The organism is Phyllobacterium sp. 22552 (genome assembly GCF_052044585.1).
Taxonomy (GTDB): Bacteria; Pseudomonadota; Alphaproteobacteria; order Rhizobiales; family Rhizobiaceae; genus Phyllobacterium; species Phyllobacterium ifriqiyense.
Map to the genome: position 1 here is coordinate 25,083 of NZ_JBQENG010000011.1, position 24,084 is coordinate 49,166.

Consider the following 24,084-nt stretch of genomic DNA (forward strand, 5'->3'; position numbering starts at 1 on the left):
GGAATCGAATTAATCTCATTAACTTGATAACATTCAATTATGAGCACTTCGACCCTCGATCCGGAACTCTTGCGGGCTTTCGTCGCCGTCGCTGAGCACCTGTCGTTCACGCGCTCCGCCGAGCGGCTCAACCGAACACAGGCGGCGGTGAGTTTGCAGGTACGCCGCCTTGAGGAGCGCCTTGGTGTCGCGCTGTTTCGCCGATCGACAGGGCGCGTCGAAATCACGGCAGCTGGCGAGGATTTTCTGATCGATGCGCGTCGTATCCTCACCCTCAACGAGCAAGCGATCGCGCGCCTTTCCAATCAGAAGGTTATCGGACGCATTCGCATCGGTGTCATGGAGGACTATGGCACCAAGATCCTGCCGCGCCTGCTGGCCGACATGGCCGAGCGATTTCCTTTCGTTCAAATCGAGATGGAGATCGGTCTGACTGCCCGATTCCTGAAAAGGCTCGGATCGTCCTTCGATGCGGTCATCGCCATGCATCCAGAAGGCGCAACCGAAGGAGAGTTGATCTGTCGGGAAAAGGCGGTTTGGGTAGCAGCGGCCGACTACACCGTCGAGGATATCAATCCTCTGCCGATGGCCTTGTCGAATCCAGATTGCCTGTTTCGCGCCTGGGCCCTTGAGGCGCTCAGTGAGGCAGGTCGACTATGGCGGTTGGCTTATGTCAGCTCGAGTCTTGCAGCCGTGGAGGCTATTGTTAGGCAGGGCTTGGCGGTGACTGTCGTCAAGGGTAGCATGCTTTCGCACGGCCTGCGCAACGTTGATCCCGGTCAATGCTTGCCGCCGCTGCCTAGCGCCGAGATACGTCTTCACCGGTCCAAAACACTCAGCCCAAGCGCCGCACTGGCTATCAATCACCTTGTGCTTCGACTCCACTCGATGGCCTTGGGCTCGTAGGCGGCCTTCAACAGACCGTGCGCGAATGACTGTTCCTACCCATCTCTGTTGACGGCAATATGAGGAAGGACCGGATTGAACCCAAATCACGAAGGTCTGGCTATCTTAATGTACGATCCTGCCTCCCACCGGAATCGCCCCCATCCTCGGCGTTCTTCTCGATCTGGAACCCAATCTGAAGCGCTGGTCGGTTCCGGGGCGCGGAGCTGGTGGCAGAACAGGTGATTTTCTCGGCATGTGCTCCGAAAATCGCATAGTGCCTCGTCTGGAACCGCACTTAACAGAACTGCATTGAGTGGTCTGCTGTTCCATTCCATTCAAGGCGGTAATTGCGCCTGTTGATTTGACCATTTCCTCCCATTTAATTTTCCGAGCATCTAAAATCTCAGCGAGTGTTCCGTAAACGGGATGCAGGGCCCTGTCCGGATAACAGTCATTTTCTGGGCTGTTCTTCCCAGCAAGACGGATGACGTCAAAGTATGTTGGGTGCGTATCGTCGATGTCGAGAAGACGTTGATTTAAGCACTGGTCAATTACCCTTTGCAAAATCGCGGGCAGCTTGAATGAATGCACTGAACGCGGCGGGTGGATTCTTCCTGCCCGGATAGTATAGGGCTAATGGCGCCAGTGGGGGAGTCCAGTCCTCGAGAACGCGCACTAGTCGCCCGGCCGCAATGTCATCGCGCACATCCGCTTCCATGACATATCCAATTCCAACGCCATTCTGGGCCGCTATACTGACGAGGCTTGGCTCGTCCAGCGTGATAGAGCCTTGGACATCGATCTGCACGGCGTTCCCGTCCTTCTCGAACCGCCAACGAAACAAGGCGTTGTTGGGCAGACGCGCACGGATGCAGCGAAATCGGTATAGGTCGGCCGGGACGGTTGGCCTGCCGTGAGTGCGCAGGAAATTCGGCGACGCGACGACGGCATTGCTGCGATCGAGACCGAGCGGCAGGGCAATCATGTCGTTCGGGACCAGATCAACCGTTCTCAGGCCCAGATCAAAGCCGGCCGCGACGATGTCGACGAGTTTACCCTCCGTGACCAGATCAACATGAACCTGGGGGTAACGCCGCATGAACGACAATATGAGCGGCTCCATCACCTCTCGAGCCGCTGACGCAAATGCATTGATACGCAATGTGCCGGTCGGAGTATCCTGAAGCGATTGAGCCGCGAGCATGGCATCGTGGATGTCGGTCATTGCCGGTCCGATTCGCTCGACAAAGGTCGTTCCCCCATCGGTCAGCGAAACGCTGCGCGTTGTACGGTTAAACAAGCGAATGCCCAGGCGCTGCTCTAGCTTCGCAATGGCGTTGCTCAGTGCGGTCGTGGACATGCCGAGCTCTAGCGCTGCGGCCCTGAACGAACCCAGCCGAGCAATGCTTAGAACGGCATCCAGGTCGGTAAGAACAGATCGCGCCATTGTCCCTCTTTTCGAAATTCCTCATCCTGCTTTGTCCCAGTTATCATGTCAATCATCCGGCTCTAGATTGACCTTGTCGGCCGGAAGAGAGCCGAGGTTACAGTCGGTAAGGGCTGGAAACATGATTGGAGGATACGAATGACGATCAAACTACCCAAAGGCATCGAAAACTATTTCGGTGCCGACCGGACAGGCAGCCCGGATGTGATCGCTTCCACATTCACCGAGAACGGGATCGTGAAAGATAAAGGCCTCACGTACCGAGGCCGGGATGCCATTCGCGCGTGGATGGCCGACGAAAGCCAGCAATACAGCTACACGGTCGAGCCCTTCCTGATCAACAGTGAAGATGGCAAAACCTTGGTGACGGCCCGCGCCGTGGGCGACTTTCCGGGCAGCCCGATCGACCTGCGGTTCTTCTTCGTCCTCGCGGGCGACAAGGTCGCCGAACTGGAGATCACCGTATGACACAGTTCCTCACCTTGCAGGGCCGCCGCGCCCTGATCACCGGCGGCACTTCGGGCGCCGGCGCTGCAACTGTAGCGCTCTTCAAAGATCTTGGCGCCCGTCTGCTTACCAGCGCGCGCACCAAACCGGCAGATTTCTCCGGTGCGGCATTCGTTGAAGCCGATCTGACCACCCAGACGGGGGTTCAAACCGTCGTCGATGCGGTGCATCGGGAACTCGGCGGCCTCGATATTCTTGTGAACGTGCTGGGCGGTTCTTCGGCACCTTCTGGCGGCTTTGCTGTGCTCACAGACAAGGAGTGGGACAAGGAGTTCAACCTTAACTTCTTTCCGGCGGTCAGGCTGGATCGTGCACTGATCCCTGGCATGGTCGCTCAGGGAAGTGGTGTCGTCATCCACGTCACCTCGATCCAGCGAAACCTTCCGCTACCCGAGGCGACGACCGCCTATGCTTCGGCCAAGGGGGCGCTCAACACCTACAGCAAAAGCCTTTCCAAGGAGGTTTCTCCGAAGGGTGTACGGGTGGTGCGGGTTTCTCCCGGCTGGATCGCAAGCCCGGGATCCAATGGCCTGGCCCTGCGCATAGCCGAGCAAGCCGGCATCAGCTACGACGACGCGGTGCAGGTCATCATGAACTCGCTCGGCGGCATACCGCTTGGACGACCAGCCGCGCCGGAAGAGGTCGCAGACCTGATCGCATTCCTTGCTTCGGATCGGGCATCGTCTATCACCGGCACGGAGCATGTGATCGACGGCGGGACTGTTCCGACCGCTTGAGCATTTAGGCCATCTACCGCGGTCCAAGTCAGGCGGGTGCGTCCCACCCGCCGATCTGGGTGTAGATCGCGTTACGAAGATGCCGCACGTCGCGGTTCAAGGCAGCGAGTTCCGCCGGTGTCTGGGTCGAGGCTGCAAGCAAGGTGTCGCTCAGGCAGCCTGCCTTATGCTGCAAGGCACGACCCTGATCTGTCAGCGCCACCAGAACCTGACGCTCATTGTTGGCGTTGCGCGTCCGACGCACGAGCCCGGCGGCTTCCAGGCGTTTCAGAAGCGGTGTCAACGTGCTGGACTCAAGAGCTAGTCGGTCGGCGATAGAAACCACGGTTTGTTCGTCTTCCGTCCAGAGAACGTTCAGGACGAGATACTGCGGATATGTCAGCCCAAGCTCGTCGAGAAGCGGCTTGTAAGCGCGCTGAACGGCGATGCCGGCGGTGTAGATCGCATAGCAAAGTTGGTCGCGCAGAGGCGGGGGATCGTTATGGCGTTTGGTCATTTTGAACTCCTGAAGACGTCCATATAATCGAACTTATCACGAAAACCAATATTGCGATAAGAATTGTGTTGACGCGCAGATCAAGATGTGAAATCTAATAGATATCGCGATAACAATTATCGCAGTTACAACGAGGAGAAGGCCATGACACGCAAGTCCATCACGACCATTTCGGCAATCGCAGCTGCAGCCTCACTGTCGGTTGCGCTACCGGCGGCGGATGCCGCCGACATTATTCTTAAAGATCAATCCGTAAGAAACGTCGTTCTGGTTCACGGCGCGTTTGCTGACGGTTCCGGCTGGAGGGGTGTTTACGACAACCTGACGAAACGCGGTTATCGCGTCACCATCGTCCAGAACCCGTTGACGTCGCTTGCAGACGATGTCGCCGCCACCAAGCGTGCGCTCGAGCGTCAGGATGGTCCGGTTATTCTCGTCGGTCATTCCTGGGGCGGCACGGTCATCACGGAGGCTGGCATTGATGAGAAGGTTGCGGGCCTCGTCTACGTCTCCGCTCTCTCCCCCGATGCCGGCGAGACGACGGCTCAGCAATATGAAGGCTTTGCGCCTGCTTCTGAATTCGTAATTGAGACTACAAAGGATGGTTTTGGCTATGTCAGTCCGGAAAAGTTCAAGGCGGGGTTCGCACATGACGTCAGCGACGCCGATGTTGCCTTCATGAGGGACGCGCAGGTTCCGATCAACATGTCGGCGTTCGGCACCAAGCTCGAAAATGCCGCTTGGCGTACCAAGCCCAGCTGGGCCGTCATTGCTACTGAAGACAAGGCCTTCGATCAGGCCATGTTGATCCACATGGCTGAGCGCATCAAGGCCAAGATCACCAAGGTGTCGGCAAGCCACGCCCTGTTCATGACGCAGCCGGCAGTCATCGCCGAGACGATTGATAAGGCTGCCAAGGCCGCGTCGGCGAAAAAACAATGATCGACTTGCGCCATCGGGACGGTCGAGACTTTCCCGATGGCGTCGAGACAACCCGTTAAACAGATCGGCATGCCCGATGCGAAATTACGGTAGGACGTGGATCTCTGACCGAGATCCGTAAACATTTCCTTGTCTTAGCGTCCAGGACTCCCCCAAATTTACCTGAAACAATTCACAGAGGATCTCACGTGAAACGGCATAGCCATGATAAAAATGCACCCGATACCACGTTTCACCCACATGAAGCGGTCGGTGACGTCTACGATTTCATCGTCTGCGGCGCCGGCTCCAGCGGTTCAGTTGTCGCGGCGCGGCTGGCGGAGGATGGAAACGCGACCGTTCTGCTGATTGAAGCGGGCGGAGATGATGAATCCGAAACCGTATCGAACCCTGCGCAATGGCCACTCAATCTTGGATCAAACCGGGACTGGGGCTTTGTCGGACAGCCAGCGGCTGGCCTGGATGGCCGCCGACTCCCTCTGAGCATGGGCAAAGGGCTTGGCGGTGGTTCGAGCATCAACGTCATGGTATGGGCCAGGGGACACAAGGAAGACTGGAACCACTTTGCGGCCGAGGCCCGGGATGAGGCCTGGGGCTATCAATCGATCCTTGGCTACTATCGCCGGATCGAAAACTGGCAAGGCGTGCCGGACCCATCTCGTCGCGGAACCGGTGGGCCCGCCCATGTATCGCAGCCTGCGTCGCCGCAGCCAGTGGCGCAAGCGCTTTTGAGCGCCGCGTCAGCGATGGGCATTCCGGTCTTCGATTCAACAAACGGCGAAATGATGGAGGCCGCTGGCGGCGCATCGATTGCTGAACTGCGTATCAGGGAGGGCAAGCGGGAAACGGTGTTTGAATCATACGTTCGTCCGCTGCTGTCGCGTTCAAACTTGACGGTGATAACGGAGGCGCTGGCTACGCGTCTCATCTTCGATGGTAAGCGGGTGAGAGGTGTTGAAGCCCTGATCGATGGTCGGCGACGGCAGTTCATGGCGCATTGTGAAACGGTGTTGTCACTTGGAGCGATCAACACGCCGAAAGTCCTAATGCAGTCCGGTATCGGCCCGGAAGACGAACTCCATTCTCACGGCATTCCAGTCGTGCAACACCTGCCGGGGGTTGGTCGCAATCATCAGGATCATCTCGCCTTCGGCTGCACCTGGGCTTACCGAAAACCGGAAGCCATCGGCGGGAGCGGTTGCGAGGCAAATCTCTACTGGAAGAGTGACGCACGTCTGTCCCAGCCTGATATCCTCCAGTGCCAGTTGGAGTTCGCCGTTCCGTCGCCGCCTGAGGCCGGTCTTGAAACACCGGAGCACGGCTGGACGATGTTCAATGGTCTCGCACAGCCGAAAAGCCGCGGCCGTTTGAGGCTCTCTGGTCCCGACATAAACGATCCCGTCCTGATCGAACCGAACTCACTCAGTGAGCCAGAAGACATGGCAGCAGCGTTAGCCGCAGTCGAATTGTGCCGCGAACTCGGAAACAGCGATGGCTTCAGACCTTTGGTGACAGGCGAAGCCGCTCCCGGTCAGCGAAACAGATCAGGCATGATCGATTTTATCCGTCGCTCGGCCGTCACCTATTGGCATCAATCCTGCACCGCCAAGATGGGACGCGACGCCATGTCGGTGGTCGACAACGAGCTCAAGGTCTACGGCATCGAAGGCCTTCGCATCGCGGACGCCTCGATCATGCCGCGGATTACCACCGGCAACACGATGGCGCCGTGCGTGGTTATTGGAGAGAGGGTATCCGATTTGATACGAAAGGTGCATTTCCTGGGAAATTACTAGGGTTTGCTCAATCGATCTCGCAGTCGCGGATTTGTTGGGAAACCGATCTGGGCTGTTTGGCGTGTCGGGAATTTCTGGCGACATGCTAACACTGTTAACTCACAAGATGCCTTTGCACAAGAAGCAGTCGATTTGTTCGTTTATACAATCGCACGTGAAATGGGTGCGATGACTGCTGCTTTGCGAGGGCTGGATACTTTGGTTTTTTGTGCTGGTATCGGGGAAAATTCTCCTTTAATTCGCGAGAAGATCGGGGAGGCAGCAGTTTGGCTGGGCATTAAAATAGATGCGCAGCGCAACTGGTGGGGTGAAGAGGATATTAGTGCCCCTTCATCCAAGGTAAAAGTGGTCGTTTTTCGAACTGACGGAACGGGCGGTGGCTAGCCAGATAATGCGATTCCTGCCCGAGATTAGCATCCCACACTAAGTCGCTGCGATCGCGGTGATCGTCTTCGAGTTATCGTCAAGGCTCTTCGATTATTTGGTCTTGAGATGCTCCCCATCGCCGCTGCAATCTGTTCGTTCGTGTAAAGGTCTACAGCGCAAGACAATATCTTGAGGAGAGAGCCAACTTCAAATCCGCTTTCGACCACCGGTTGGGCGGCATCGCCCGGCATCCGGAAGGTCCCCAGTCTGGCCGGGGCTAGCGACACCGTGAGTTTCGATCGCTTCCATGATCGTTCCTATCAAGTTGCGGGGGTAGGCGGCGGCGGAAGCAGAAGCCGTCCGCCGCCCGTTTTCTCGCGAGCCTAAGCGGTCCTGCTCGCGGCCGCCTGCCGGACCAGCGCTTCGATTACTTGCTCAAGTGACGTCGTGCCCCTGGCACGATTTCCGCCCTCGGCCTTGAAGTCGATCCAGCCTTCGTTGAAGCCGTCGAGCATACGCGTGCGCGGCTGCGGGTTACGCGAACCCTGAGCACGGAACAGGCCCTCCCAGCTTTCCCGCGGGACGATCTCCACCCGCACTGGATGCCCGAGCACCGACGCGAAGGCATTGGCGAGATCATTGGGCGAGACCCGTGCAGGACCTTCCAGTTCCACCACGCGCTTGCCGATCCATTGCTCGCGGATCAGCTCTGCGGCAAGCTGGCCGATATCTTGCGTCGCCACCATGGCGAAGGTCTTGTCGGCAGGCTGGAGGAAGCTGTGCAGCACGCCTTCGTCGCGGGCTGAGGCCACGTCCCAGGCCGCATTCTCCATGAACCAGCCGGGTCGCAGGAAGGTAACGGGGAGATCAAGCTCGCTGAGGGCTTCTTCCAGCATCGTCCGCTGGCTTAACAGATTGTCCACTTGTGCATCGGCGCCGATGGTGGAGAGGCAGACGACCCTTTCGGGGCGGGCAGCAAGCAGAGCGGTCGTCAGCACTTCATTCTGCTTCGCCGCCTCCGGATAGCCAGGCGCCGGATCGAACTCCGACGGCGGCAGGATGAAGACGCCAGTGGCGCCCTTGAACGCGGCGGCAAGCTGCGTCGCGTCGCCCATGTCGGCAAAGGCGATGTCGCAACCGCGCTTGTGCCAGATTTCCGCCTTGGCAGGATCGCGCAGCACCGCACGGACCGGTTCTCCGGCTCCTATCAGGGCTTTCGCCAGCGCGCCGCCGACCTTGCCGGTAATTCCTGTAATCGCATACATGATAAGTCTCCTGGTGTTGGGGTCGGGAATGGAGCAGGCGACGCCGTCGTAGAGGCGCTCAAATGTGCCGTAGAGCTCTGCAAGGCCTAAGACTTCCGCGCTTCCGGCAGGCCGCTGCGCCAGCCGAGCGTTGAGGAAGAAACTACGGGACGCAGAAAGATGATTCACGCGCATTAAAATCAAAGATAAGATGACTTTAAATCATCATGATAAGACGGTCGGCAAAGAGCGACCTTGCGACGGAGAGAAGGCATGAGTTTCGACACGCGGCTGCTGACCGGGGTCGGCGTTTTCGGGGCAGTGATGGAAGCGGGCAATTTCGTGCGAGCTGCGGATGTTCTCGGCCTCACGCCATCGGGAGTCAGTCGTGCGGTAGCGCGGCTCGAACAACGCGTCGGCGTTAGATTGTTCGACCGCAATCCGCGCGAAGTCACGCTAACGGAAGAAGGCGCCCGCTTCCATGCAAAGATAATGCCGTTGCTTGCCGCGCTGGAGGAGGCGGCCTCCGAAGCCGCCGGTTCGGCGGCATTCGTCGGCGGGCGGCTAAGGGTTTCGATCGATCCCTGGTTCGCGCGCATGGTGCTGGCGCCGAGGATCGGTGAATTTCTGGCGCGCTATCCCGCTCTGACGCTCGATCTGACCACCAGCAACTATCGCGAAGAGATGATGAGCGGCGCGGATGTCGCCGTGCGTTTTGGTCCGCCGGACGAATCGTCGCTGATCGCGCGCAAACTGCTGGACGTACCGGTGCTGACCTGTGCCGCCCCAGGCTACCTTGCCCGCCACGGAGTTCCAGCGACACCCCACGACCTGATGCACCACGATTGCATCCTATTTCGCGACCCGCAGACCGGGCGACCGTTCACCTGGGAATTCCAGGGGGATAACGGCGCCATCGAGATCAAGGCGGCGGGGCGGTTGGTCATGGACGATCCCTCCGCTGCCGTCGCGGCCTGTCTGGCGGGGCAAGGCATATTCCAGAGCTTTGCCATCGGTCTCGACGAGTGGCTTGAGAGCGGGGCGCTCACGACGATCTTGACGGAATGGTCCGGCGAGCAGTTTCCGCTTTACACCTATCATCCGTCACGCCACATGCCGCCTGCCAAGGTGCGGGCTTTTCTGGATTTTGTTCAACGAACTGTGGCGACGTAACGTAGGGCATTGATCGACTTTATCCTGCGTTCGGCCGTGTCTTAGGCACCGATCCTGCACAGGCAAAATGGGACGCGACAGCATGTCGGTGGTTGACAACGAACTCAAGGTCTAAAGTGCCAACACGTTGTCGAGACACATTTCGATTGTCCCATCGGTCAACTTGTGCTGGCTGGCATGATGGATTACGAGCCCACCGCTCCGCGACTTTCGGTAAACGAGGGTACACTTGGCGTGCGTGCGTGCTTTTCCGGTCACGACACGCTCAGTGAAGATGGTCTGAAGGAATATGATCAATATGTGGTTCGGCTCTGGCCCGGAGCTGAACCGGAAGGCGTGCGCGTGTTGAAAGCACATGGCTAGCCGAGAACACTCTGTAAGGCCACAACTTCTAAACCGTTGTGACACTTTAGTTGAGGCAACGTTAGCTCGGCACCACCACAATTCGCCGAAAAACTGCGAGGCAGACATCGCTCGGTACGACCACGATTAGCCGGGTTCCTGAATGACATAGCGGTCATTCTCGTCCAATTCGTCCGGGTCTACAAAGACAACCGAGCGTTGGCCAGTATTGGAGACACGAACGAATGAATATGGATTTGCTGTTTCATCGTTGGCCAAGAGCAAAGCTCTATCGAGCGTCCGCGCTAAATAAGCGGCTGCCTCAGGAACATCAGGGCGTGGCAAAGGTTCAGAGATGTAGAGAGTGATCAGTTGCGAGTACTTGTGTGGAGAATGAGCTTCAACGATGCACGTGACGGGTGCATCCTTAATTTCGCTGATACTGTGGACAACGTTCACGCTCTCGGTGGAGAAGTTGAGCATGGCCGCTATGCAACGCTGCAGGAGGCCATCATCGGCCGGGCTCTCCAAGGAGGCATCAAACCAGATCACTGTCCGCGTCCCCAGTGAATCGCGCGGTGATGGTGCCTGCGCCAGACATTCATCGTTGTGGGATCACTCTTGGGGCCTTCAAGGCGTTCCAAAACACCTTCGAATTCACCAAGAAACTCACCGTTTTCGGCACCAGCAACGATCCAAAGAGCGCATCGAGTGCAGTCCCGGTATAGGTCCGTCAAATTCACAATCCGTCACAATGTAGCACCGTAATTTCCTTATGTATTACAGCCATTTTGACATTTGAGCAAAAGGAAAGTGCATTGTCACGTCCCGTTGGAGCCGAAAGCAGCCCTTGTCGAATCTTGAAACCGTCGGGGCGCGGCGATACACTTATAGGTACTGCTGGACGCGACGGATATGAGCGCCGAGTGGCTGGCTTCGCTAAATGCGCAAAGCTGGACAATGCCAGGGAAAATGCCGCGGAGACGCGTCTTTTCGCAAATGAGATACTGCAGGGAGCTGAACATCTTTCGGTTGCGGCACGCGACCACATGCGAACTGTTACGTCCGAGAAGGCGAGAGTAATCGATACATGGGCGGCGGCTGGAAAGATCGAGAAAATCGATGCCCGCCACCTGTTCATTCTGTTGTGGTCGGTAACGCAGTTCTATGCCGAGTTCGAGGCTCTGGCCTGTGATGCGCTTAATGTCAGCGAATTAAAGGCCACGGACTACGATATGGCTGCGAAGACGATCACGCAGACGGTATTGAGGGGGCTTCGGCCCCGTCATCATGATGATTCAGCAAAGGCGAGATAGTCTGCATCGGCTTAACTGAGACGCTAGAACCGCGACTCTGGGCCGTTATGGGACCAATCAAAACGCTCTAATATCGACGGGCTAACGCGCGCCAACTCAAGATCAAGGATCGATCAGCCACTTCGCTAATCACGCACAGTGGCTGATTTCATAAGAGCGGTTTATTTTCAGCGGCGTGGCAGCAGTTTCTGTACCTCGTCTGCGGCGTTGTTCAATGCCTCTTCCGGCGTTGCTGTCTGTTCTACGACGCGCGACAGATTATCGACGATTGTCTGGGTCACCTTCACGCCGTTTGATCCTGGAAACGCATACCAGGGTATCATCAGGTTCATCTGGTTAAGACCAGCCTGAAACAACGGGTTCTGTTTGTAGAAATCAGCCAGATATTCGGGTGACTTCGCGGCAAGCTCATTATTGGGTACGTAACCCGTTCCCGGAACGACTACCGATGCGCCATAGGGCCCGGCGGCAAACTTTGCAAACTTCCACGCAGCTGTCTGCTTTGCTATATCCTTCGTCAGGATTACCACCGCATTGCCGCCCGTCGGGAGACGCCCTTTGTCGGGATTGAGAAGCGGCAATGGACCGGTGCGCAAATCAAACTTGCTGCCGACATTCTTGATCGTGTTGCGCAAGGCGCCTGTGGTCTGAAATGTAAAGCCAACCTTACCGGCGACGAAGGCCTGCTCGCCTGCCTGTTTTGTCAGGACCGGCATTCCACCTTCCTTGGCCAGACGGCTGACGAGGTTAAATGCAGCAACACCTTCGGGGCCATTGAAGGCAACTTTCTTTTCATCGGGAGAAAGCATGGTGCCGCCCGCACCAAAAAGCAGCGCGGAGAACATCCAATCATCCCCTTGCCAGCGAAAATCGATGCCCTCATTACCGTTTCCGAGTGCCTTGACCTTCGCTCCAAGCGCGATGACCTCGTCCCATGTTTTTGGAGGCTGATCGGGATTGCCACCCACTTGCCGGATGAGATCGGCATTGTAGTACATGATGGGGTTTGAGGTGGCGAAGGCGAGACCCACCTGCCGATCGCCAACCTGGGCCAGGCGAAGGATATTGTCGCTGAAGCCTTGGGCGGCCATGTCGGTCTCTTTGGCAATCAGTGGCGTCATGTCCACGTTCACACCGCGTTCGGCAATCATGCGGAGCCGGTTGAGGCCGATAAAGGTGATATCAGGCATTTCAGCAGTGCCTGCCTGACGCAAGATCGTCTGAATACCTTCTTCGTAGGTGGCCGAAGGGCTGACAAAACTGATCTTGATGTCAGGGTTTTCCTCCATGAATTTCTTGGAGATAACATCCATTACATCCTTGAAAAAACCCGGCATCGGGTAATGCACATTCAGCGTTGTCTCTGCGAATGCGGGTATGCTGAAAACAGTGGCGATGGCGGCAGCCGCAATCGTCTTTCGGAAAAAGCTCATTATTATCTCCTGGTCTTGGGAATGATCAGCCTTTGAGGCCGGTGAGAGTGATGCCTTCTATGAAGCGCCGTTGTGCCAGCAGAAATGCTGCGACAAGCGGCAGGGTAATGATGAGGGTTGCGGCCATCAGCGCGCCGTAGTCGTCACCTGCCTCTGCTGCACGGAAAAATAGCAAACCAAGCGGGGGGGTCGCCCGTTCCGTGCCGGTGATCACGATCAGCGGCCAGAACAGATCATTCCAGTGGGCAACGACCGAGAAAATCGCAAAGGCGGTCACTGCGGGCCATGCATTGGGCACTATTACGCGGTTGACGATGGCCAGTTCCGACATCCCGTCGAGGCGGGCAGCCGCGATCAGGTCATCGGGCATGGCGCGGAAGAATTGCAGAAAAAGAAAGATGCCAAAGACCGATATGAAGAACGGTGCCGACAGGGCGAAGTAGCTGTTGAGCATGCCGGCCTTGTTCAATGCGACGTAGATGGGCAACGCGGTTGCATGAATGGGAATGAGCAATCCGAGCATGACGAGGGTCATCATGGTCTGGGCCGCGCGGAATCTCAGCTTCGCCATGGCGTAGGCGCATGGTATCGCAATGACCACCTGAAAGAAGAAGATCAGCGCGCACACGATCACTCCATTAAGCAGGAGTTGCTCCATAGGCACTCGCAAGAAGGCTTTGCCGAGATTTTCCCACAAAGCCCAGTGTTGCGGCAGCAATGTCAGCGAGGATGAGAAGATTTCCTCGCGTGATTTGGCTGCGGTTGAAATCATCCAGATATAGGGAGCAAGGAAAAGGAGGGCTCCGGCTGACAGGATGCCGAGACGCAGATTACGCATGGAGAACAGAGCAACGTTTTTCATGTGTAATGCACCCGCCGGTCCAAAACCCGATATTGGATGAGCATAAGAACGATCAGGAAGGCCAGGAAAATGACAGTCATAGCGGAGGCATAGCCTACACGCAGAAAGATAAATCCCTCCTGATAAATGGTAAAAAGCAGAACCTCCGAGCTCTTGTTCGGACCGCCCTCGGTCAGGGTTTTGACGGTCTCGAAAACCTTGACCGCATTGATGACACTGATTGTGGTGACGAACAGAGTTGTTGGCCCCAGCATTGGCCATGTGACGAGACGAAAACGCTCCCAGCTGCCCTTGGCGCCATCGACTTCCGCTGCCGCGTAAAGCTCGCGCGGGATTGCCGTCAGGCCCGCAAGGAACAGCACCATGTTAAAGCCGACCGACTGCCAGATGCCAATGATTGCCAAACTGAAAAGCACGGTGCTGCTGCTGCCGAGCCAGTTTGGTCCTGCGATACCGATCATGGAAAGGATGGCGTTGACCGGGCCGATTGTCGGATGAAGCAGATACTGGAACACGGTTGCCATGGCGACAAGTAGCGAAGCAACGGGCAGAAAGTAGACTGTACGGAAGAAGGTCCGCCCGCGTGTTTCCCCTTCAATCAACAAGGCGACGGCGAGGCCGATAAACACGGAAAACGGCGTGACGATTGCCGTATAGATGGCGGTGTTCTTGAGTGAGATCAGGAACGTCCGGTCACGGACCAACTCGATATAGTTGCCGAAGCCGATAAACTGGAAGTCGTCATATCCCAGTTCGTAATTTGTCAGGCTGAAAACAAATACAGCGAGTGTCGGCAGCAGGATCAGAACGACAATGAGAACGATCGCCGGGGCGGCCAGCTGCCATGCTACCCTTTCCTCGCGCCTGGCTGCGCGGATCGCTGCCTGCCTTGCAGAAGAGCAATTGTCCTGAAGCGGTGTCGCCAACTCACGCATCGACGGCAATCCTTGCCGGGGTTCGCAAGGGAAGGCGCGATCCGTCCTGACCGAACACCAGACAAGCACCCTTGTCGATCTGCAGCATAATCGGCGAGCCCACGCCAAGGTGCGCGACGTCGGCAGGGGCGGCCTTGACAACAAGGCCTTCATCGATGCCAGCCGTGTCTGCCGTCACCAACACTTCGGAGCCCAGAAACTCCAACCGTGAGACTGTCGCCGCAATGCCCTTTGAGCCGGGGGACCGCAATTTTATGCGCTCTGGCCTGATCCCGACGTGGACTGATGTTCCCACCGGCCCCGTGACACCTTCAAGGATTGCCTTGCCGCCAAAAAAGATGGTGCCATTCTCGGATGTAATGGCGCTGATAATATTGATACGTGGGCTGCCAACGAATTTCGCGACTTCGATATGGCGCGGGTCGTCATAGATACGTGACGGAGAATCGAACTGCAGCACCTTGCCGCCCATCATTACCGCGACACGGTCAGCCATGCTCAATGCTTCGGACTGGTCATGGGTGACGTATATGGTGGGGACACCGGCGCGCCGATGCAGATCGACAATCTCGGCACGTGTGTGGACGCGCAGATTGGCGTCAAGGTTGGAAAGCGGTTCGTCCATCAGGAAGACGCCGGGTTGCCGGACAAGTGCCCGGGCCAAGGCGACGCGCTGACGCTGGCCACCGGACATTTGGCCAGGCTTGCGGTCGAGGAGATGGTCAATCTGAAGGCTTGTTGCTGTGGTAAACACCTGCTTTTTGATCGCCGCTTGAGCGGTGGCTCGGCCGGAGACGAAACGGCCGATGAACGGCATCCGCTGTAGCAAGGAAAGATTGCGCATGGCGAGCGGCACCGCGATATTCTGTGCGGCAGTCAGGTGCGGATAAAGTGCGTAGGACTGGAAAACCATTGCCACATTGCGGTCAGCGGGATGATCGGCTGTAATCTCCCGCTCGCCCATCCAGATGCTGCCGGTATCGCCGTGATCCAGACCGGCGGCAATTCGCAGCAAGGTACTCTTGCCACAGCCGGATGGACCGACAAGCGCGATAAATTCGCCTTCTTCTGCTTCAATGCTGACATCGTTCAGTATACTGTTTGCGCCGTAGGATTTGGAGATATGCCTGAGGGCGAACGCGCTCATATGGTTGTCTCCGCCGTCGGCGCCTTTTTTGCGCGCGGATAGACCTCTTCGATGACATCATCGAGTACGAAACGGGACAAGGTATCGATTTCGACGATCTCGCTTTTCACGGTGTCCGTGAGTGTGTGGATCGCCGCACCAAGAATGCGCGCGCCGGGCATGTCGGGCTCCATATCTCCGACGATGAACGAGGACGCAGGGGCCCAGACAAGGCTGGTATTGTTGTGCATGCCTTGCCAGCCACGATGCAAATGCCCGCTGGCATGGAGGGCGACATCATATTCCGCAAAGAGATCCAGAAGTTTTTGGCGCGGAGCGGGACGAATGCTCCAATAGCCCGTTTCGCCTTCATCGGCTGTATCGACGAAGAGTGGCTTGTGCGCGAAGACAGCAATGCGGCGGGCTTCAGCGTCGGCAAGCGCAACTTCAAGCCAATCGAATTGCTCTTCTTCTTCCGGACTGTCAGCACCCAGGATGAGACTGTTCAGGCCGATCAACCGCCAGTGTTTGCTGTCGTAAGTCCAGCGGTCCGGTCCAACCATCTCACGCCAGCGGTCAATCCGGGTTGCATTAACCGGCTGTGCACTTCCGGGCATGTGACCAATATCGTGATTGCCGGGCAGACTGAGAACCGGAGCAGAAATTTCGTTCAGCAGTTTGGCCGAGAAGGCAAGATCGTCCTCAATATCAGCCCCATCAACAGCCAGGTCGCCCGTATGAATAACCAGATCCGGATTCTGGTCTGTGACCCATTGGGCCAATGGTGACCAGTTCGCGTTGAAATGCGGTTTGGACGGGCTGAGGTGAGTGTCAGTGATCTGGATGATCCGCACGGGATATCTCTCTTTAAAAATCAAATGTGAAGGCGCGAATGCGTTGCGGCAGACAGGGGAAATACAATTCGAGCATACCCCGTCCAGCGCGGGGTCTTCATAGGCTTGGTCTGTGACAGCTGCGTTTCAGGCTAATGACAATTCGATGAATGCGGATACGATCGGAAATCGCCCAATGCAGCCGCTGGATTTGCACAAACGCCGAATTCCGGGAGATAGTGGCAAGATTTCAAGTATTAAATTTGCAGGGTCAGGCGTTCGGTTCCGCTCAAGGAAATCATAACGTCTGCTTCTAGCCGATATCGTTGAAAAGCGCGGTATTGCTGGAGCTGGCATGTTGTGATGCAATCGTCGCATTGACTTGCGGAGGATTGAGCGACGACCGGATGTCAGACAGCTCCAGCGCAACTCGTCTACGACTTCTGCCTCGATGATCATGTCTCTGCAGACCATATGCGTTGCGAGTGGGGCGGACAGGGGACTTGATGAGGCCGATCAACTGACCGGCTGAACCGGTTGGGTACGATCTACGCCTGCGGCTTGCCAATGCGTTTAAGCAAGAGTGTAACTGCGGAGGGTATTGGTGCGATGACAGGCGCCAAGAACCGTTGGCTTAACCAGTGCGCAACTTGACCCAGCGGTCCGCCGCCAACAATAACGGCTTCTGCTCCATCATGCAGAAAACATTTTTCAACGGCACTGAACAAAGCACTTTTCAGCCTTTCCTTGTTGGCGACAAGCGCTTCAGGTTCTCCCTGTGTCAGCCGCGTTCCGGTAAACAGATTACCGACGCCAAGACTCCCGGCCTTTGCGGCAAAGCTGCTAACCAAACCGGGCGTAATGGTTGCGATCCCGAAGCGCCGACCCTTCATGGAGGCGTCGAGCATGCTCGCCTCGCATATGCCAACCACCGGAAAGGTGACCAGATTGCGCAGGATGTCGATGCCTGGATCACCGAATGCTCCAATGATAATGCCATCCAAACGGTCGTTTTCTTCTAGCGCCATTTCAATGACACCAGACGCAGAAGCAGCCAATTGGCCTTCATTCAGGATCATCGGGACACCGCGCTTTGCAGTGACACCTTCAATAACAAAGCCGGATGGGAGCGCATCGCGTGCGATCGCAACCATCATCGCTGTCGTCTCTGTTGATGTATTTGGGTTTATCAAACGTACGCATGGCATATTCTGAGGCGTTCTCCTATAAGCTGCGCAGCTCCCTTCATTTGGTCGTATGGTCGTTTGTCGAACGAGACTAACCAGGATGAATGCAGGCAACGTGCCTGTCATGATGGTGTGTAATAAGGGTGGGTACCGCTATTCGACATCCTTCGGCGGCTTTCTCACATCGTGGTGCGAAGGCGCAGCCAGGCGGCAGGTTGGTAAGGTCAGGAGGCGAGCCGGGAATTGTGATCAGCCGATCACGACCATGTGCCAGTTCCACCCGCGCGCCGAGAAGGCCCTTGGTGTATGGATGACGGGGCGCGGAAATAATATCGGCCACCTTACCTTCCTCAACGATGCGCCCGGCGTACATAACTGCAATGCGATCGGCAATTTCCGCTGCCACGCCGATGTCATGTGTCACAAAAATAACCGAAAGACCGTATTCGCGTTGTAGCTCACGGACCAGCAGCAAAATCTGTATCTGCACAGTTGCATCGAGCGCCGTCGTGGGCTCATCTGCCAGAAGCACCTTCGGATTGCAGGCGATTGCCATGGCAATCATGGAGCGTTGAAGCATGCCGCCTGACATTTCGTGGGGATATGTATCGAGCCGCCGCTCTGGCGAAGGGATTCGAACTTTCTGAAATAGTGAGAGCGCGCGGTCTCTGGCGCCAGCGCGGCTGACCTTTTCGTGTCGCTGTATGGTCTCCGTGATTTGATCGCCAATTGTATAGACCGGATCAAGGGCCAGACGAGGTTCCTGGAACACCATGGAAACTGCCCGCCCACGCAGATTGCCAAGTTCTTGCTTTGACATGCCCAACACATCTTGCCCGGCGATATTGATTGATCCTTCGATCAATGTGCCCGGAGGATGCAACCTTAGAAGCGAGCGCATGGTCACGCTCTTCCCGGAACCGGACTCGCCGAGAAGGGCAACGACCTCGCCTGGGCGAACTGCAAGACTAACTCCACTGACAGCCTTGACTGGCTTGCGGCCACGCCAGAAGGTTACCGACAGATTTTTGATATCGATCATCGGCGCAACCTCAGACATGCTTCATTCCTCCATCATTGGCGCGGCTGTGACCTGAGCCTGGAAGGGACATCAGACAAGCGGTTTTGTGCGTATCAATCTCTCCAAACAATGGCGGCAGGGCTTTAGTACAGATAGGCTCGGCAAAGGAACATCGCGTATGAAACCGGCAGCCTGATGGAGGATCGATCGGGTTGGGCGGATCTCCGGCAAGCGGCGCCTCGGTTGTTCGCTTGGCAGGATCCGCCTTGGGCATGGATGCTAAAAGTGCAGCCGAATAGGGATGACGGGTCGCCTCGAACACGGCATCCCGGGTCCCGATTTCCGCGACCCTGCCAAGATACATCACCATGACCCGGTCCACCATAAAGCGGACAACATTCAGGTCGTGGGAGATAAAAAGATAGGTGAGGCCAAAATCTCGCTTAAGGTCGAGTAATAGGTTCAACACCTGCGCCTCGACCGATTTGTCGAGAGCCGAAACTGCTTCGTCGAGAATAACAAGACGCGGTTCCAGAGCCAGAGCCCTGGCAATGTTAACCCGTTGGCGCTGACCGCCAGAAAGCTCGTGCGGATAACGACCAGCAAAACGTCTCGGTTCCAGACCCACGCGATCAAGCAAATCGTGGGTTCGTGCCAAGGCTTTGTTTGCCGATACACCATGGATGCGCGGTCCGAAGCTGATCGAATCCTCAATCGTTAGCCGCGGGTTTAGCGAAGCATAGCTATCCTGAAACACCATCTGAACCTGTCGGCGATAGTCGGGGAGTGGGAGTGTGCCACCTACTGTCTCGCCGTCGAAGAGAATTTCACCTTTGTCTTGCTTGATCAATTGCATCAAGAGGCGTGCCGTCGTGGACTTGCCGCATCCGCTCTCGCCAACAACACCGAGCGTTTCACCTTTAAGAATATCAAAATCAATCCCGTCGACAGCGCGAACGACCCGCTTGGTCTGGAACAGTCCCTGGCCTTTCACCGGGAAATGTCTCTGCAGATCCCGGACGGAAATCAGTGGTTGAGCGGGGCCACCACGATCTCTGGGGTCCGTATCCGGTGAGGAAGCGGAAAGACCGAGTACGCTCATGACTTTACATCCATGGCCTTGCGCAGCCCGTCAGAGAAAAGATTGAAGCAGATTGATGTGAAAAAGATCATCACCCCGGGCAAAGCTGCCACATAGGGATTGGTATAGATTGCAGTGCGCAATGTATTGAGCATAAGCCCCCACTCGGCGTCCGGGGGTCGAACCCCAAGACCCAGGAAAGACAAGCCAGAGGCGAGGATCATCGATACAGAAATGAGACTTGTGGCGAAGACGAAGATTGGCCCAAGCACATTACCAAGAATGTGGACCGTGATGATTGTCAACGGTCCCGCTCCTGAAGCACGCGCGGCGTCGACATAATCGAGGTTACGCACTTGAGTGGTAACGCTTTCTGCAACGCGCGCGATCTGCGGAATGAAAACCACCGTCAAGGATACGAGCGCATTGGTAAGACCCGAGCCGAGTGCACCTGACAACGCGACCGCCAGCAAAACCGAGGGAAAAGCATAGAACACGTCAATCGTCCGCATGATGAGGCTATTGGCGATGCCACCAGCATAGCCCGCAATGATTCCAATTGCTGAGCCAATAACAAAGGCGACGGGAACCGGAATGACCCCCATAACAAGAGAAAGCCGCGCTCCGTAGATCAGCCTGGAAAGGATATCGCGCCCGAGTTCGTCCGTTCCAAGGATATAGCCTGGGGTGCCGATGGGTTTCAAACGTCGGATAATACTTGCCTTGGTAGGGTCGTAGGGCGCCAGATAGGGTGCGAAAAGTGCAACCAAGATGAGGATGAGTATAAGACCGAGCGCGATCACGGCAATCGGATCACGGCGGAGCCGATGAAATACACCACTCCAAAAACCCGCAGACCGGACGATCGCCGGAGGCGCAAACACAAGGGCAGACGAAGGGACGGCATCCATGCGTCAGCTCCTTTGAATGCGCGGGTCGATTGCGCCTTGCAACACGTCGACAACTAAATTGACAAACACGAAGAACATGGCGAGCACAAGGATGGTGCCCTGAAGGACGGGCAGGTCGCGGGTGAAGATGGCGCCGTTCAAAAGAAACCCGGTTCCCGGCCAGGAAAATACCGTTTCAATAAGAATTGATCCCCCAAGCAGATAACCAAGCTGCAGACCCATTACCGAGATTGCTGTGGGCGCGACATTGCGAATGACGTGCCTCATGATCTGTCGGGTCATAAGTCCTTTGGCGACCAGCGCCTGGGTAAAATCCTGCAAAAGAATATCCGCGACAAGCGATCGAATTGTTCTTGCGATGATGCCCATCGGAATGACAGACATGGTGATGGCCGGCAGGATCAGGTACCGGATATAATCCCAATCAAAGGAACGTCCGCCCGACCCGCCAGGGCCCCCTCCCATTGCCGGTAGCCAGCCAAGCTTTACCGAAAATGCGATGACGAGAACCATACCGAGCCAGTAGTGAGGGATGCTCACACCAATCATTGACAGACCCGATGCGACACGATCGATCCACGTGCCGCGAAAGACGCCCGCGAGGAAACCCAGGCTGGCGCCAAGTGTGAAGCCGATCACGGTTGCCGCGACCGCGAGGATCAACGAATTGACTGCCGCATCACCGATTTCTCCGATGACCGGACGTCCAGTTGCGATTGAATTGCCGAGATCACCTTGTAGCGCTCTCCGGCCCCACAGGCCGTACTGTACAATCAGCGGTCGATCGAAGCCGTAAAAGTTGCGTATCTGTGCCTGCTGTTCGGCAGACGCATCAGAAGGTAAAATGGCAGCCAAAGGGTCGCCAGGTGCGATATGAATAAGTAGAAAACAGACAATACTCACACCGATGGCCACCGGTATGACATGCAATAAACGTTTCAAACTATAAATCAGCATGATGTCCTCATTGAAAACAAATCGAGGCCTTGCAACGGGGATGCACCGACAAGATGGTGCATCCCCCGCGCCGCGTTATTCCTCAACTGTTATTGCAGAGAAGTCCTGGAACCAGTTCTGTGCCTGAACGAAGCCTTTGACTTTTTTTGACATCGCTCGTGGATTGACATCATGGGTCACCATCAAAAACAGCGCTTCGTTTACGTATTTTTCGTGAACCTGATGCAAGACCTTGTCCTGTTCGGCGGTGTCGAAGGTGTTGCGCACCTTGTCAAACAGGGCATCCATTTCCGGGTCACAATAATAGCCCCAATTCGTGCCAGCTGGTGGAGCGAGATTGCACTGCAAGTGACGGATAAGACCCGTGAATGGATCCTGGATAAAATAGCTGTAATTGATCGCCGTCGCGCCCTTCGAGCTCGCATCCTTGGCGCCTGCCCGCCATATATTGATGACCGTATTCCAGTCGGCGACCTCATATTCGATGTCGATGCCGATTTCGGCGAGTGTCTGCTGAATATATTCGTTCATCTGTAACGGCAGCATCTGACCTGAGCCCGAGGAAGAGATAATCACCCTGGTCTTGATACGTTTGTTGGGCCCATAGCCGGCCTCTGCCATCAGTTTTTTGGCTTCCTCAACATTATAGCTCGGTTTGAAGGTAGGATTTCCGAACCACTGATGGTTTGGTGGCATAAACCCTTCGGCCGGTATCATGAGGCCGCCAAGGAGCTCTTTGAGACCATCGCGATCAACAGCGAGGTTGGCCGCCTTACGCACACGGATATCGTTCCACGGCGAACCTTCAACGCGCGACAAGTGCCACGTCCAGTTATGTGGATAGGAATTGGTAACAATCGCGAAACCAGCATCCTTGAGGGATGCTACTGAATCTGGAGCCGGTGCCTCAATCCAGTCCACTTCCCCGGATCGCAGCGCCGCGACGCGCGTATTTGGTTCCGGAAGTGGAATGAGCACCAGCTTGTCGAGCTTGGGTACGCGCTTGGCATCCCAGTATTCCTTGTTTGGTGTCAATTCGGCACGTTCGCGTGGCGTGAATCCGCTCTCAAGCTTCCAGGGCCCTGTTCCTGACGGCTTTTGGGCCACCGCATCCCAACTCTTGCCTTGAGCTTCCCAATTAGCGGGAGACGAGATGGTGATCCAGCTGAGCTGATAAGGCAGCGTTGCGTCGGGCGACTTGGTTGTGATTTCAAGCGTGAGTGTATCCAGTGCTTTGTAACTTGCGACAGCGGGAATACGGGATTTGCCTTGCGCCGACTGTCGGGGGTCGAATTGCGGAGCATCCTGCTTCAGTAGTTTGTCGAGATTCCAGATAATTGTGTCAGCCGTTAAAGGGCTGCCGTCATGGAATTTGACGCCAGCGCGCAGTTTGAACGTCCACTTTGTTTTGTCCGTCGCATCAACTGCCCAAGATGTCGCCAACCCGGAAACAAGTCCTGAAGGTTCATCGGCTTTGGAAAGATCCCATTCCACCAATGAATCATAGACGGTATAGCCCATGAAACGTTGTCCTTCGCCTCCCTGGTCAGTCTGGCCCGTGGTAAGAGGGATGTCAGAAGCAGTCATGCCGATACGCAAGGTTCCAGCAGCGAAGCTGAGGGTGACGGCAGACAGCGACAGGGCGATGGTTATCGCTCCCACACACACAGCTTGACTTAATTTGGTGGCAATAGCCTCTTGGTTTCGCGGTGTATGCGATGTGCCTATCTGTTCCCATTTCATTCTTTATCTCCGCACTGGATGTTTCCAACAAAGGAGAAGCAGGTTTCATGCCAGTTTTCGTGAAATGGTGTTTTCCTGCCAATATCAGCGAAACTTGGGTTCTTGCAGGCAATATCAATCAACACATCGGCTTATAATCTGGCGAACTGATTAATCATTGTGCGGTAGCCACGTCTTGGTACGGGATGATTAGTTGGAGAAATGACAACAGGCTTCGATGGATGTGTTGCAAACGTTTCGTCCATGATGGCTGTGGCAGGCACTGCTCCCGCAGGGCTTTTACGACAATAAATTCCTGAAGGATCGTTGCCATCGATTTTGCTGCAAATGATAGGAGTTCCACGACAGGTTACTAAGCTAGACGTTGAGGGTGCGCTTTTGCTCATCATCATCGAAGAGCGTGGCGACAACGAAAGACACAGTTTGAGTGCACAGGTAGTTGTTGTCAGCGCTTCCCCAGTTCACCCAATTTCGAACCTAGTCAGGTGCGGTAATGCAGCTGGCCTCGGCACCGATCTACAATGTTTTTGGCGAGAGCGAAAAGCGCGACTTTGAAAAATACAGTAAACAGTTTTTGAGCTTTGCGGATCTGAAGCCGGAATTCATCGAGCAGCTCACGCAGTTCAACGCCAACGGCTATGGGGTAGGGCAGGTCTTTGGAACCTTGGCGAAAAGCTTTGCTCATATCGCGGCGAAAGATATGATGACCTAGCTCGAAACGCTATCGGACGATAAACGTGA

The 24,084-nt window shown here is 56.0% G+C and carries 25 protein-coding genes; 10 read left to right on the plus strand and 15 right to left on the minus strand.

Going from position 1 to position 24,084, the window contains the following annotated elements; translation table 11 throughout:
* Positions 1-39 precede the first annotated feature (39 nt).
* The gene (locus ACTJI9_RS21110; RefSeq protein WP_440810740.1) at positions 40-906 is read left to right on the plus strand and encodes a LysR substrate-binding domain-containing protein; all 867 of its coding nucleotides are present in this window, start codon (positions 40-42) and stop codon (positions 904-906) included.
* A gap of 529 nt (positions 907-1,435) precedes the next feature.
* Here the strand turns inward: ACTJI9_RS21110 and ACTJI9_RS21115 are convergent.
* Positions 1,436-2,335 (minus strand): LysR family transcriptional regulator, encoded by a 900-nt coding sequence (locus ACTJI9_RS21115; RefSeq protein ID WP_440810741.1) that lies wholly within the window; start codon positions 2,333-2,335, stop codon positions 1,436-1,438.
* Between the two features lie 138 nt (positions 2,336-2,473).
* On the opposite strand from ACTJI9_RS21115, the gene ACTJI9_RS21120 reads away from it, so the two are divergent.
* Together ACTJI9_RS21120 and ACTJI9_RS21125 are read left to right on the plus strand one after the other, a co-directional pair.
* Positions 2,474-2,803 (plus strand): nuclear transport factor 2 family protein, encoded by a 330-nt coding sequence (locus ACTJI9_RS21120; protein WP_440810743.1) that lies wholly within the window; start codon positions 2,474-2,476, stop codon positions 2,801-2,803.
* Positions 2,800-3,579, plus strand: a complete 780-nt coding sequence (locus ACTJI9_RS21125) for an SDR family oxidoreductase (RefSeq protein WP_440810745.1) — start codon at positions 2,800-2,802, stop codon at positions 3,577-3,579. The genes ACTJI9_RS21120 and ACTJI9_RS21125 overlap by 4 nt, the downstream gene beginning before the upstream one ends.
* A 28-nt stretch (positions 3,580-3,607) precedes the next feature.
* On the opposite strand, the gene ACTJI9_RS21130 is transcribed toward ACTJI9_RS21125, so the two are convergent.
* The gene (locus tag ACTJI9_RS21130; protein ID WP_440810746.1) at positions 3,608-4,075 is read right to left on the minus strand and encodes a MarR family winged helix-turn-helix transcriptional regulator; all 468 of its coding nucleotides are present in this window, start codon (positions 4,073-4,075) and stop codon (positions 3,608-3,610) included.
* A 144-nt stretch (positions 4,076-4,219) separates the two neighbouring features.
* Between ACTJI9_RS21130 and ACTJI9_RS21135 the strand changes: the two genes are divergently transcribed.
* The 3 genes from ACTJI9_RS21135 to ACTJI9_RS21145 all read left to right on the plus strand — a co-directional run bounded on the left by ACTJI9_RS21135 (position 4,220) and on the right by ACTJI9_RS21145 (position 7,197).
* Entirely contained in the window at positions 4,220-5,017 is a 798-nt protein-coding gene (locus tag ACTJI9_RS21135) for an alpha/beta fold hydrolase (protein WP_440810748.1), read from the plus strand.
* A gap of 188 nt (positions 5,018-5,205) precedes the next feature.
* On the plus strand, positions 5,206-6,813 hold the full coding sequence (locus tag ACTJI9_RS21140) for a GMC family oxidoreductase (protein ID WP_440810750.1): 1,608 nt from the start codon (positions 5,206-5,208) through the stop codon (positions 6,811-6,813).
* A gap of 3 nt (positions 6,814-6,816) precedes the next feature.
* Complete coding sequence (locus ACTJI9_RS21145) at positions 6,817-7,197, plus strand: hypothetical protein (protein WP_440810752.1); 381 nt, start codon at positions 6,817-6,819, stop codon at positions 7,195-7,197.
* Between the two features lie 365 nt (positions 7,198-7,562).
* Here ACTJI9_RS21145 and ACTJI9_RS21150 read toward each other — a convergent pair whose 3' ends face one another.
* Positions 7,563-8,444, minus strand: coding sequence for an NmrA family NAD(P)-binding protein (locus ACTJI9_RS21150; RefSeq protein ID WP_440810754.1), 882 nt, complete (start codon positions 8,442-8,444; stop codon positions 7,563-7,565).
* Between the two features lie 252 nt (positions 8,445-8,696).
* Here ACTJI9_RS21150 and ACTJI9_RS21155 point away from each other — a divergent pair, with 252 nt between their 5' ends.
* Both ACTJI9_RS21155 and ACTJI9_RS21160 read left to right on the plus strand, forming a co-directional pair.
* Positions 8,697-9,596 (plus strand): LysR family transcriptional regulator, encoded by a 900-nt coding sequence (locus ACTJI9_RS21155; protein ID WP_440810756.1) that lies wholly within the window; start codon positions 8,697-8,699, stop codon positions 9,594-9,596.
* A gap of 177 nt (positions 9,597-9,773) precedes the next feature.
* Entirely contained in the window at positions 9,774-9,959 is a 186-nt protein-coding gene (locus ACTJI9_RS21160) for a hypothetical protein (protein WP_336441731.1), read from the plus strand.
* Between the two features lie 126 nt (positions 9,960-10,085).
* Here ACTJI9_RS21160 and ACTJI9_RS21165 read toward each other — a convergent pair whose 3' ends face one another.
* Complete coding sequence (locus ACTJI9_RS21165) at positions 10,086-10,490, minus strand: hypothetical protein (protein WP_336441732.1); 405 nt, start codon at positions 10,488-10,490, stop codon at positions 10,086-10,088.
* A 266-nt stretch (positions 10,491-10,756) separates the two neighbouring features.
* Between ACTJI9_RS21165 and ACTJI9_RS21170 the strand changes: the two genes are divergently transcribed.
* A complete protein-coding gene (locus ACTJI9_RS21170) occupies positions 10,757-11,254 on the plus strand; it encodes a TetR family transcriptional regulator C-terminal domain-containing protein (RefSeq protein WP_440810758.1) in 498 nt (165 codons plus the stop codon).
* Positions 11,255-11,421: 167 nt separating this feature from the next.
* Here ACTJI9_RS21170 and ACTJI9_RS21175 read toward each other — a convergent pair whose 3' ends face one another.
* From ACTJI9_RS21175 to ACTJI9_RS21225, 11 genes are all read right to left on the minus strand, one after another.
* Positions 11,422-12,687, minus strand: coding sequence for an ABC transporter substrate-binding protein (locus tag ACTJI9_RS21175; RefSeq protein WP_440810760.1), 1,266 nt, complete (start codon positions 12,685-12,687; stop codon positions 11,422-11,424).
* Positions 12,688-12,712: 25 nt separating this feature from the next.
* Positions 12,713-13,549 (minus strand): carbohydrate ABC transporter permease, encoded by an 837-nt coding sequence (locus ACTJI9_RS21180; RefSeq protein WP_440810762.1) that lies wholly within the window; start codon positions 13,547-13,549, stop codon positions 12,713-12,715.
* Complete coding sequence (locus ACTJI9_RS21185) at positions 13,546-14,484, minus strand: carbohydrate ABC transporter permease (protein WP_440810764.1); 939 nt, start codon at positions 14,482-14,484, stop codon at positions 13,546-13,548. Before ACTJI9_RS21185 ends, ACTJI9_RS21180 begins: the two co-directional genes overlap by 4 nt.
* Entirely contained in the window at positions 14,477-15,631 is a 1,155-nt protein-coding gene (locus tag ACTJI9_RS21190) for an ABC transporter ATP-binding protein (RefSeq protein WP_440810766.1), read from the minus strand. The genes ACTJI9_RS21185 and ACTJI9_RS21190 overlap by 8 nt, the downstream gene beginning before the upstream one ends.
* Complete coding sequence (locus ACTJI9_RS21195) at positions 15,628-16,464, minus strand: metallophosphoesterase family protein (RefSeq protein WP_440810768.1); 837 nt, start codon at positions 16,462-16,464, stop codon at positions 15,628-15,630. Before ACTJI9_RS21195 ends, ACTJI9_RS21190 begins: the two co-directional genes overlap by 4 nt.
* A 527-nt stretch (positions 16,465-16,991) precedes the next feature.
* Positions 16,992-17,651, minus strand: a complete 660-nt coding sequence (locus tag ACTJI9_RS21200; RefSeq protein ID WP_336441757.1) for an aspartate/glutamate racemase family protein — start codon at positions 17,649-17,651, stop codon at positions 16,992-16,994.
* 70 nt (positions 17,652-17,721) lie between these two features.
* The gene (locus ACTJI9_RS21205) at positions 17,722-18,690 is read right to left on the minus strand and encodes an ABC transporter ATP-binding protein (RefSeq protein ID WP_336441758.1); all 969 of its coding nucleotides are present in this window, start codon (positions 18,688-18,690) and stop codon (positions 17,722-17,724) included.
* Positions 18,683-19,753 carry an ABC transporter ATP-binding protein gene (locus ACTJI9_RS21210; protein WP_440810770.1) on the minus strand — a complete coding sequence of 357 codons (1,071 nt, stop codon included), beginning with the start codon at positions 19,751-19,753 and terminating at the stop codon, positions 18,683-18,685. Before ACTJI9_RS21210 ends, ACTJI9_RS21205 begins: the two co-directional genes overlap by 8 nt.
* Positions 19,750-20,643, minus strand: a complete 894-nt coding sequence (locus tag ACTJI9_RS21215; protein ID WP_440810773.1) for an ABC transporter permease — start codon at positions 20,641-20,643, stop codon at positions 19,750-19,752. The genes ACTJI9_RS21210 and ACTJI9_RS21215 overlap by 4 nt, the downstream gene beginning before the upstream one ends.
* 3 nt (positions 20,644-20,646) lie before the next feature.
* Complete coding sequence (locus ACTJI9_RS21220; protein ID WP_440810775.1) at positions 20,647-21,600, minus strand: ABC transporter permease; 954 nt, start codon at positions 21,598-21,600, stop codon at positions 20,647-20,649.
* Between the two features lie 75 nt (positions 21,601-21,675).
* Positions 21,676-23,187, minus strand: a complete 1,512-nt coding sequence (locus ACTJI9_RS21225; RefSeq protein WP_440810840.1) for an ABC transporter substrate-binding protein — start codon at positions 23,185-23,187, stop codon at positions 21,676-21,678.
* A 649-nt stretch (positions 23,188-23,836) separates the two neighbouring features.
* On the opposite strand from ACTJI9_RS21225, the gene ACTJI9_RS21230 reads away from it, so the two are divergent.
* Positions 23,837-24,055 (plus strand): hypothetical protein, encoded by a 219-nt coding sequence (locus tag ACTJI9_RS21230; RefSeq protein ID WP_336441762.1) that lies wholly within the window; start codon positions 23,837-23,839, stop codon positions 24,053-24,055.
* Positions 24,056-24,084: the final 29 nt, after the last annotated feature.

Excerpts from the sequence above, each read along its gene's own strand:
- ACTJI9_RS21110 (WP_440810740.1), top strand. The coding sequence starts at position 40 with ATGAGCACTTCGACCCTCGATCCGGAACTCTTGCGGGCTTTCGTCGCC.
- ACTJI9_RS21115 (WP_440810741.1), bottom strand. The coding sequence starts at position 2,335 with ATGGCGCGATCTGTTCTTACCGACCTGGATGCCGTTCTAAGCATTGCT.
- ACTJI9_RS21120 (WP_440810743.1), top strand. The coding sequence starts at position 2,474 with ATGACGATCAAACTACCCAAAGGCATCGAAAACTATTTCGGTGCCGAC.
- ACTJI9_RS21125 (WP_440810745.1), top strand. The coding sequence starts at position 2,800 with ATGACACAGTTCCTCACCTTGCAGGGCCGCCGCGCCCTGATCACCGGC.
- ACTJI9_RS21130 (WP_440810746.1), bottom strand. The coding sequence starts at position 4,075 with ATGACCAAACGCCATAACGATCCCCCGCCTCTGCGCGACCAACTTTGC.
- ACTJI9_RS21135 (WP_440810748.1), top strand. The coding sequence starts at position 4,220 with ATGACACGCAAGTCCATCACGACCATTTCGGCAATCGCAGCTGCAGCC.
- ACTJI9_RS21150 (WP_440810754.1), bottom strand. The coding sequence starts at position 8,444 with ATGTATGCGATTACAGGAATTACCGGCAAGGTCGGCGGCGCGCTGGCG.
- ACTJI9_RS21155 (WP_440810756.1), top strand. The coding sequence starts at position 8,697 with ATGAGTTTCGACACGCGGCTGCTGACCGGGGTCGGCGTTTTCGGGGCA.
- ACTJI9_RS21160 (WP_336441731.1), top strand. The coding sequence starts at position 9,774 with ATGATGGATTACGAGCCCACCGCTCCGCGACTTTCGGTAAACGAGGGT.
- ACTJI9_RS21175 (WP_440810760.1), bottom strand. The coding sequence starts at position 12,687 with ATGAGCTTTTTCCGAAAGACGATTGCGGCTGCCGCCATCGCCACTGTT.
- ACTJI9_RS21180 (WP_440810762.1), bottom strand. The coding sequence starts at position 13,549 with ATGAAAAACGTTGCTCTGTTCTCCATGCGTAATCTGCGTCTCGGCATC.
- ACTJI9_RS21185 (WP_440810764.1), bottom strand. The coding sequence starts at position 14,484 with ATGCGTGAGTTGGCGACACCGCTTCAGGACAATTGCTCTTCTGCAAGG.
- ACTJI9_RS21190 (WP_440810766.1), bottom strand. The coding sequence starts at position 15,631 with ATGAGCGCGTTCGCCCTCAGGCATATCTCCAAATCCTACGGCGCAAAC.
- ACTJI9_RS21200 (WP_336441757.1), bottom strand. The coding sequence starts at position 17,651 with ATGCCATGCGTACGTTTGATAAACCCAAATACATCAACAGAGACGACA.
- ACTJI9_RS21205 (WP_336441758.1), bottom strand. The coding sequence starts at position 18,690 with ATGTCTGAGGTTGCGCCGATGATCGATATCAAAAATCTGTCGGTAACC.
- ACTJI9_RS21210 (WP_440810770.1), bottom strand. The coding sequence starts at position 19,753 with ATGAGCGTACTCGGTCTTTCCGCTTCCTCACCGGATACGGACCCCAGA.
- ACTJI9_RS21215 (WP_440810773.1), bottom strand. The coding sequence starts at position 20,643 with ATGGATGCCGTCCCTTCGTCTGCCCTTGTGTTTGCGCCTCCGGCGATC.
- ACTJI9_RS21220 (WP_440810775.1), bottom strand. The coding sequence starts at position 21,600 with ATGCTGATTTATAGTTTGAAACGTTTATTGCATGTCATACCGGTGGCC.
- ACTJI9_RS21225 (WP_440810840.1), bottom strand. The coding sequence starts at position 23,187 with ATGACTGCTTCTGACATCCCTCTTACCACGGGCCAGACTGACCAGGGA.
- ACTJI9_RS21230 (WP_336441762.1), top strand. The coding sequence starts at position 23,837 with ATGCAGCTGGCCTCGGCACCGATCTACAATGTTTTTGGCGAGAGCGAA.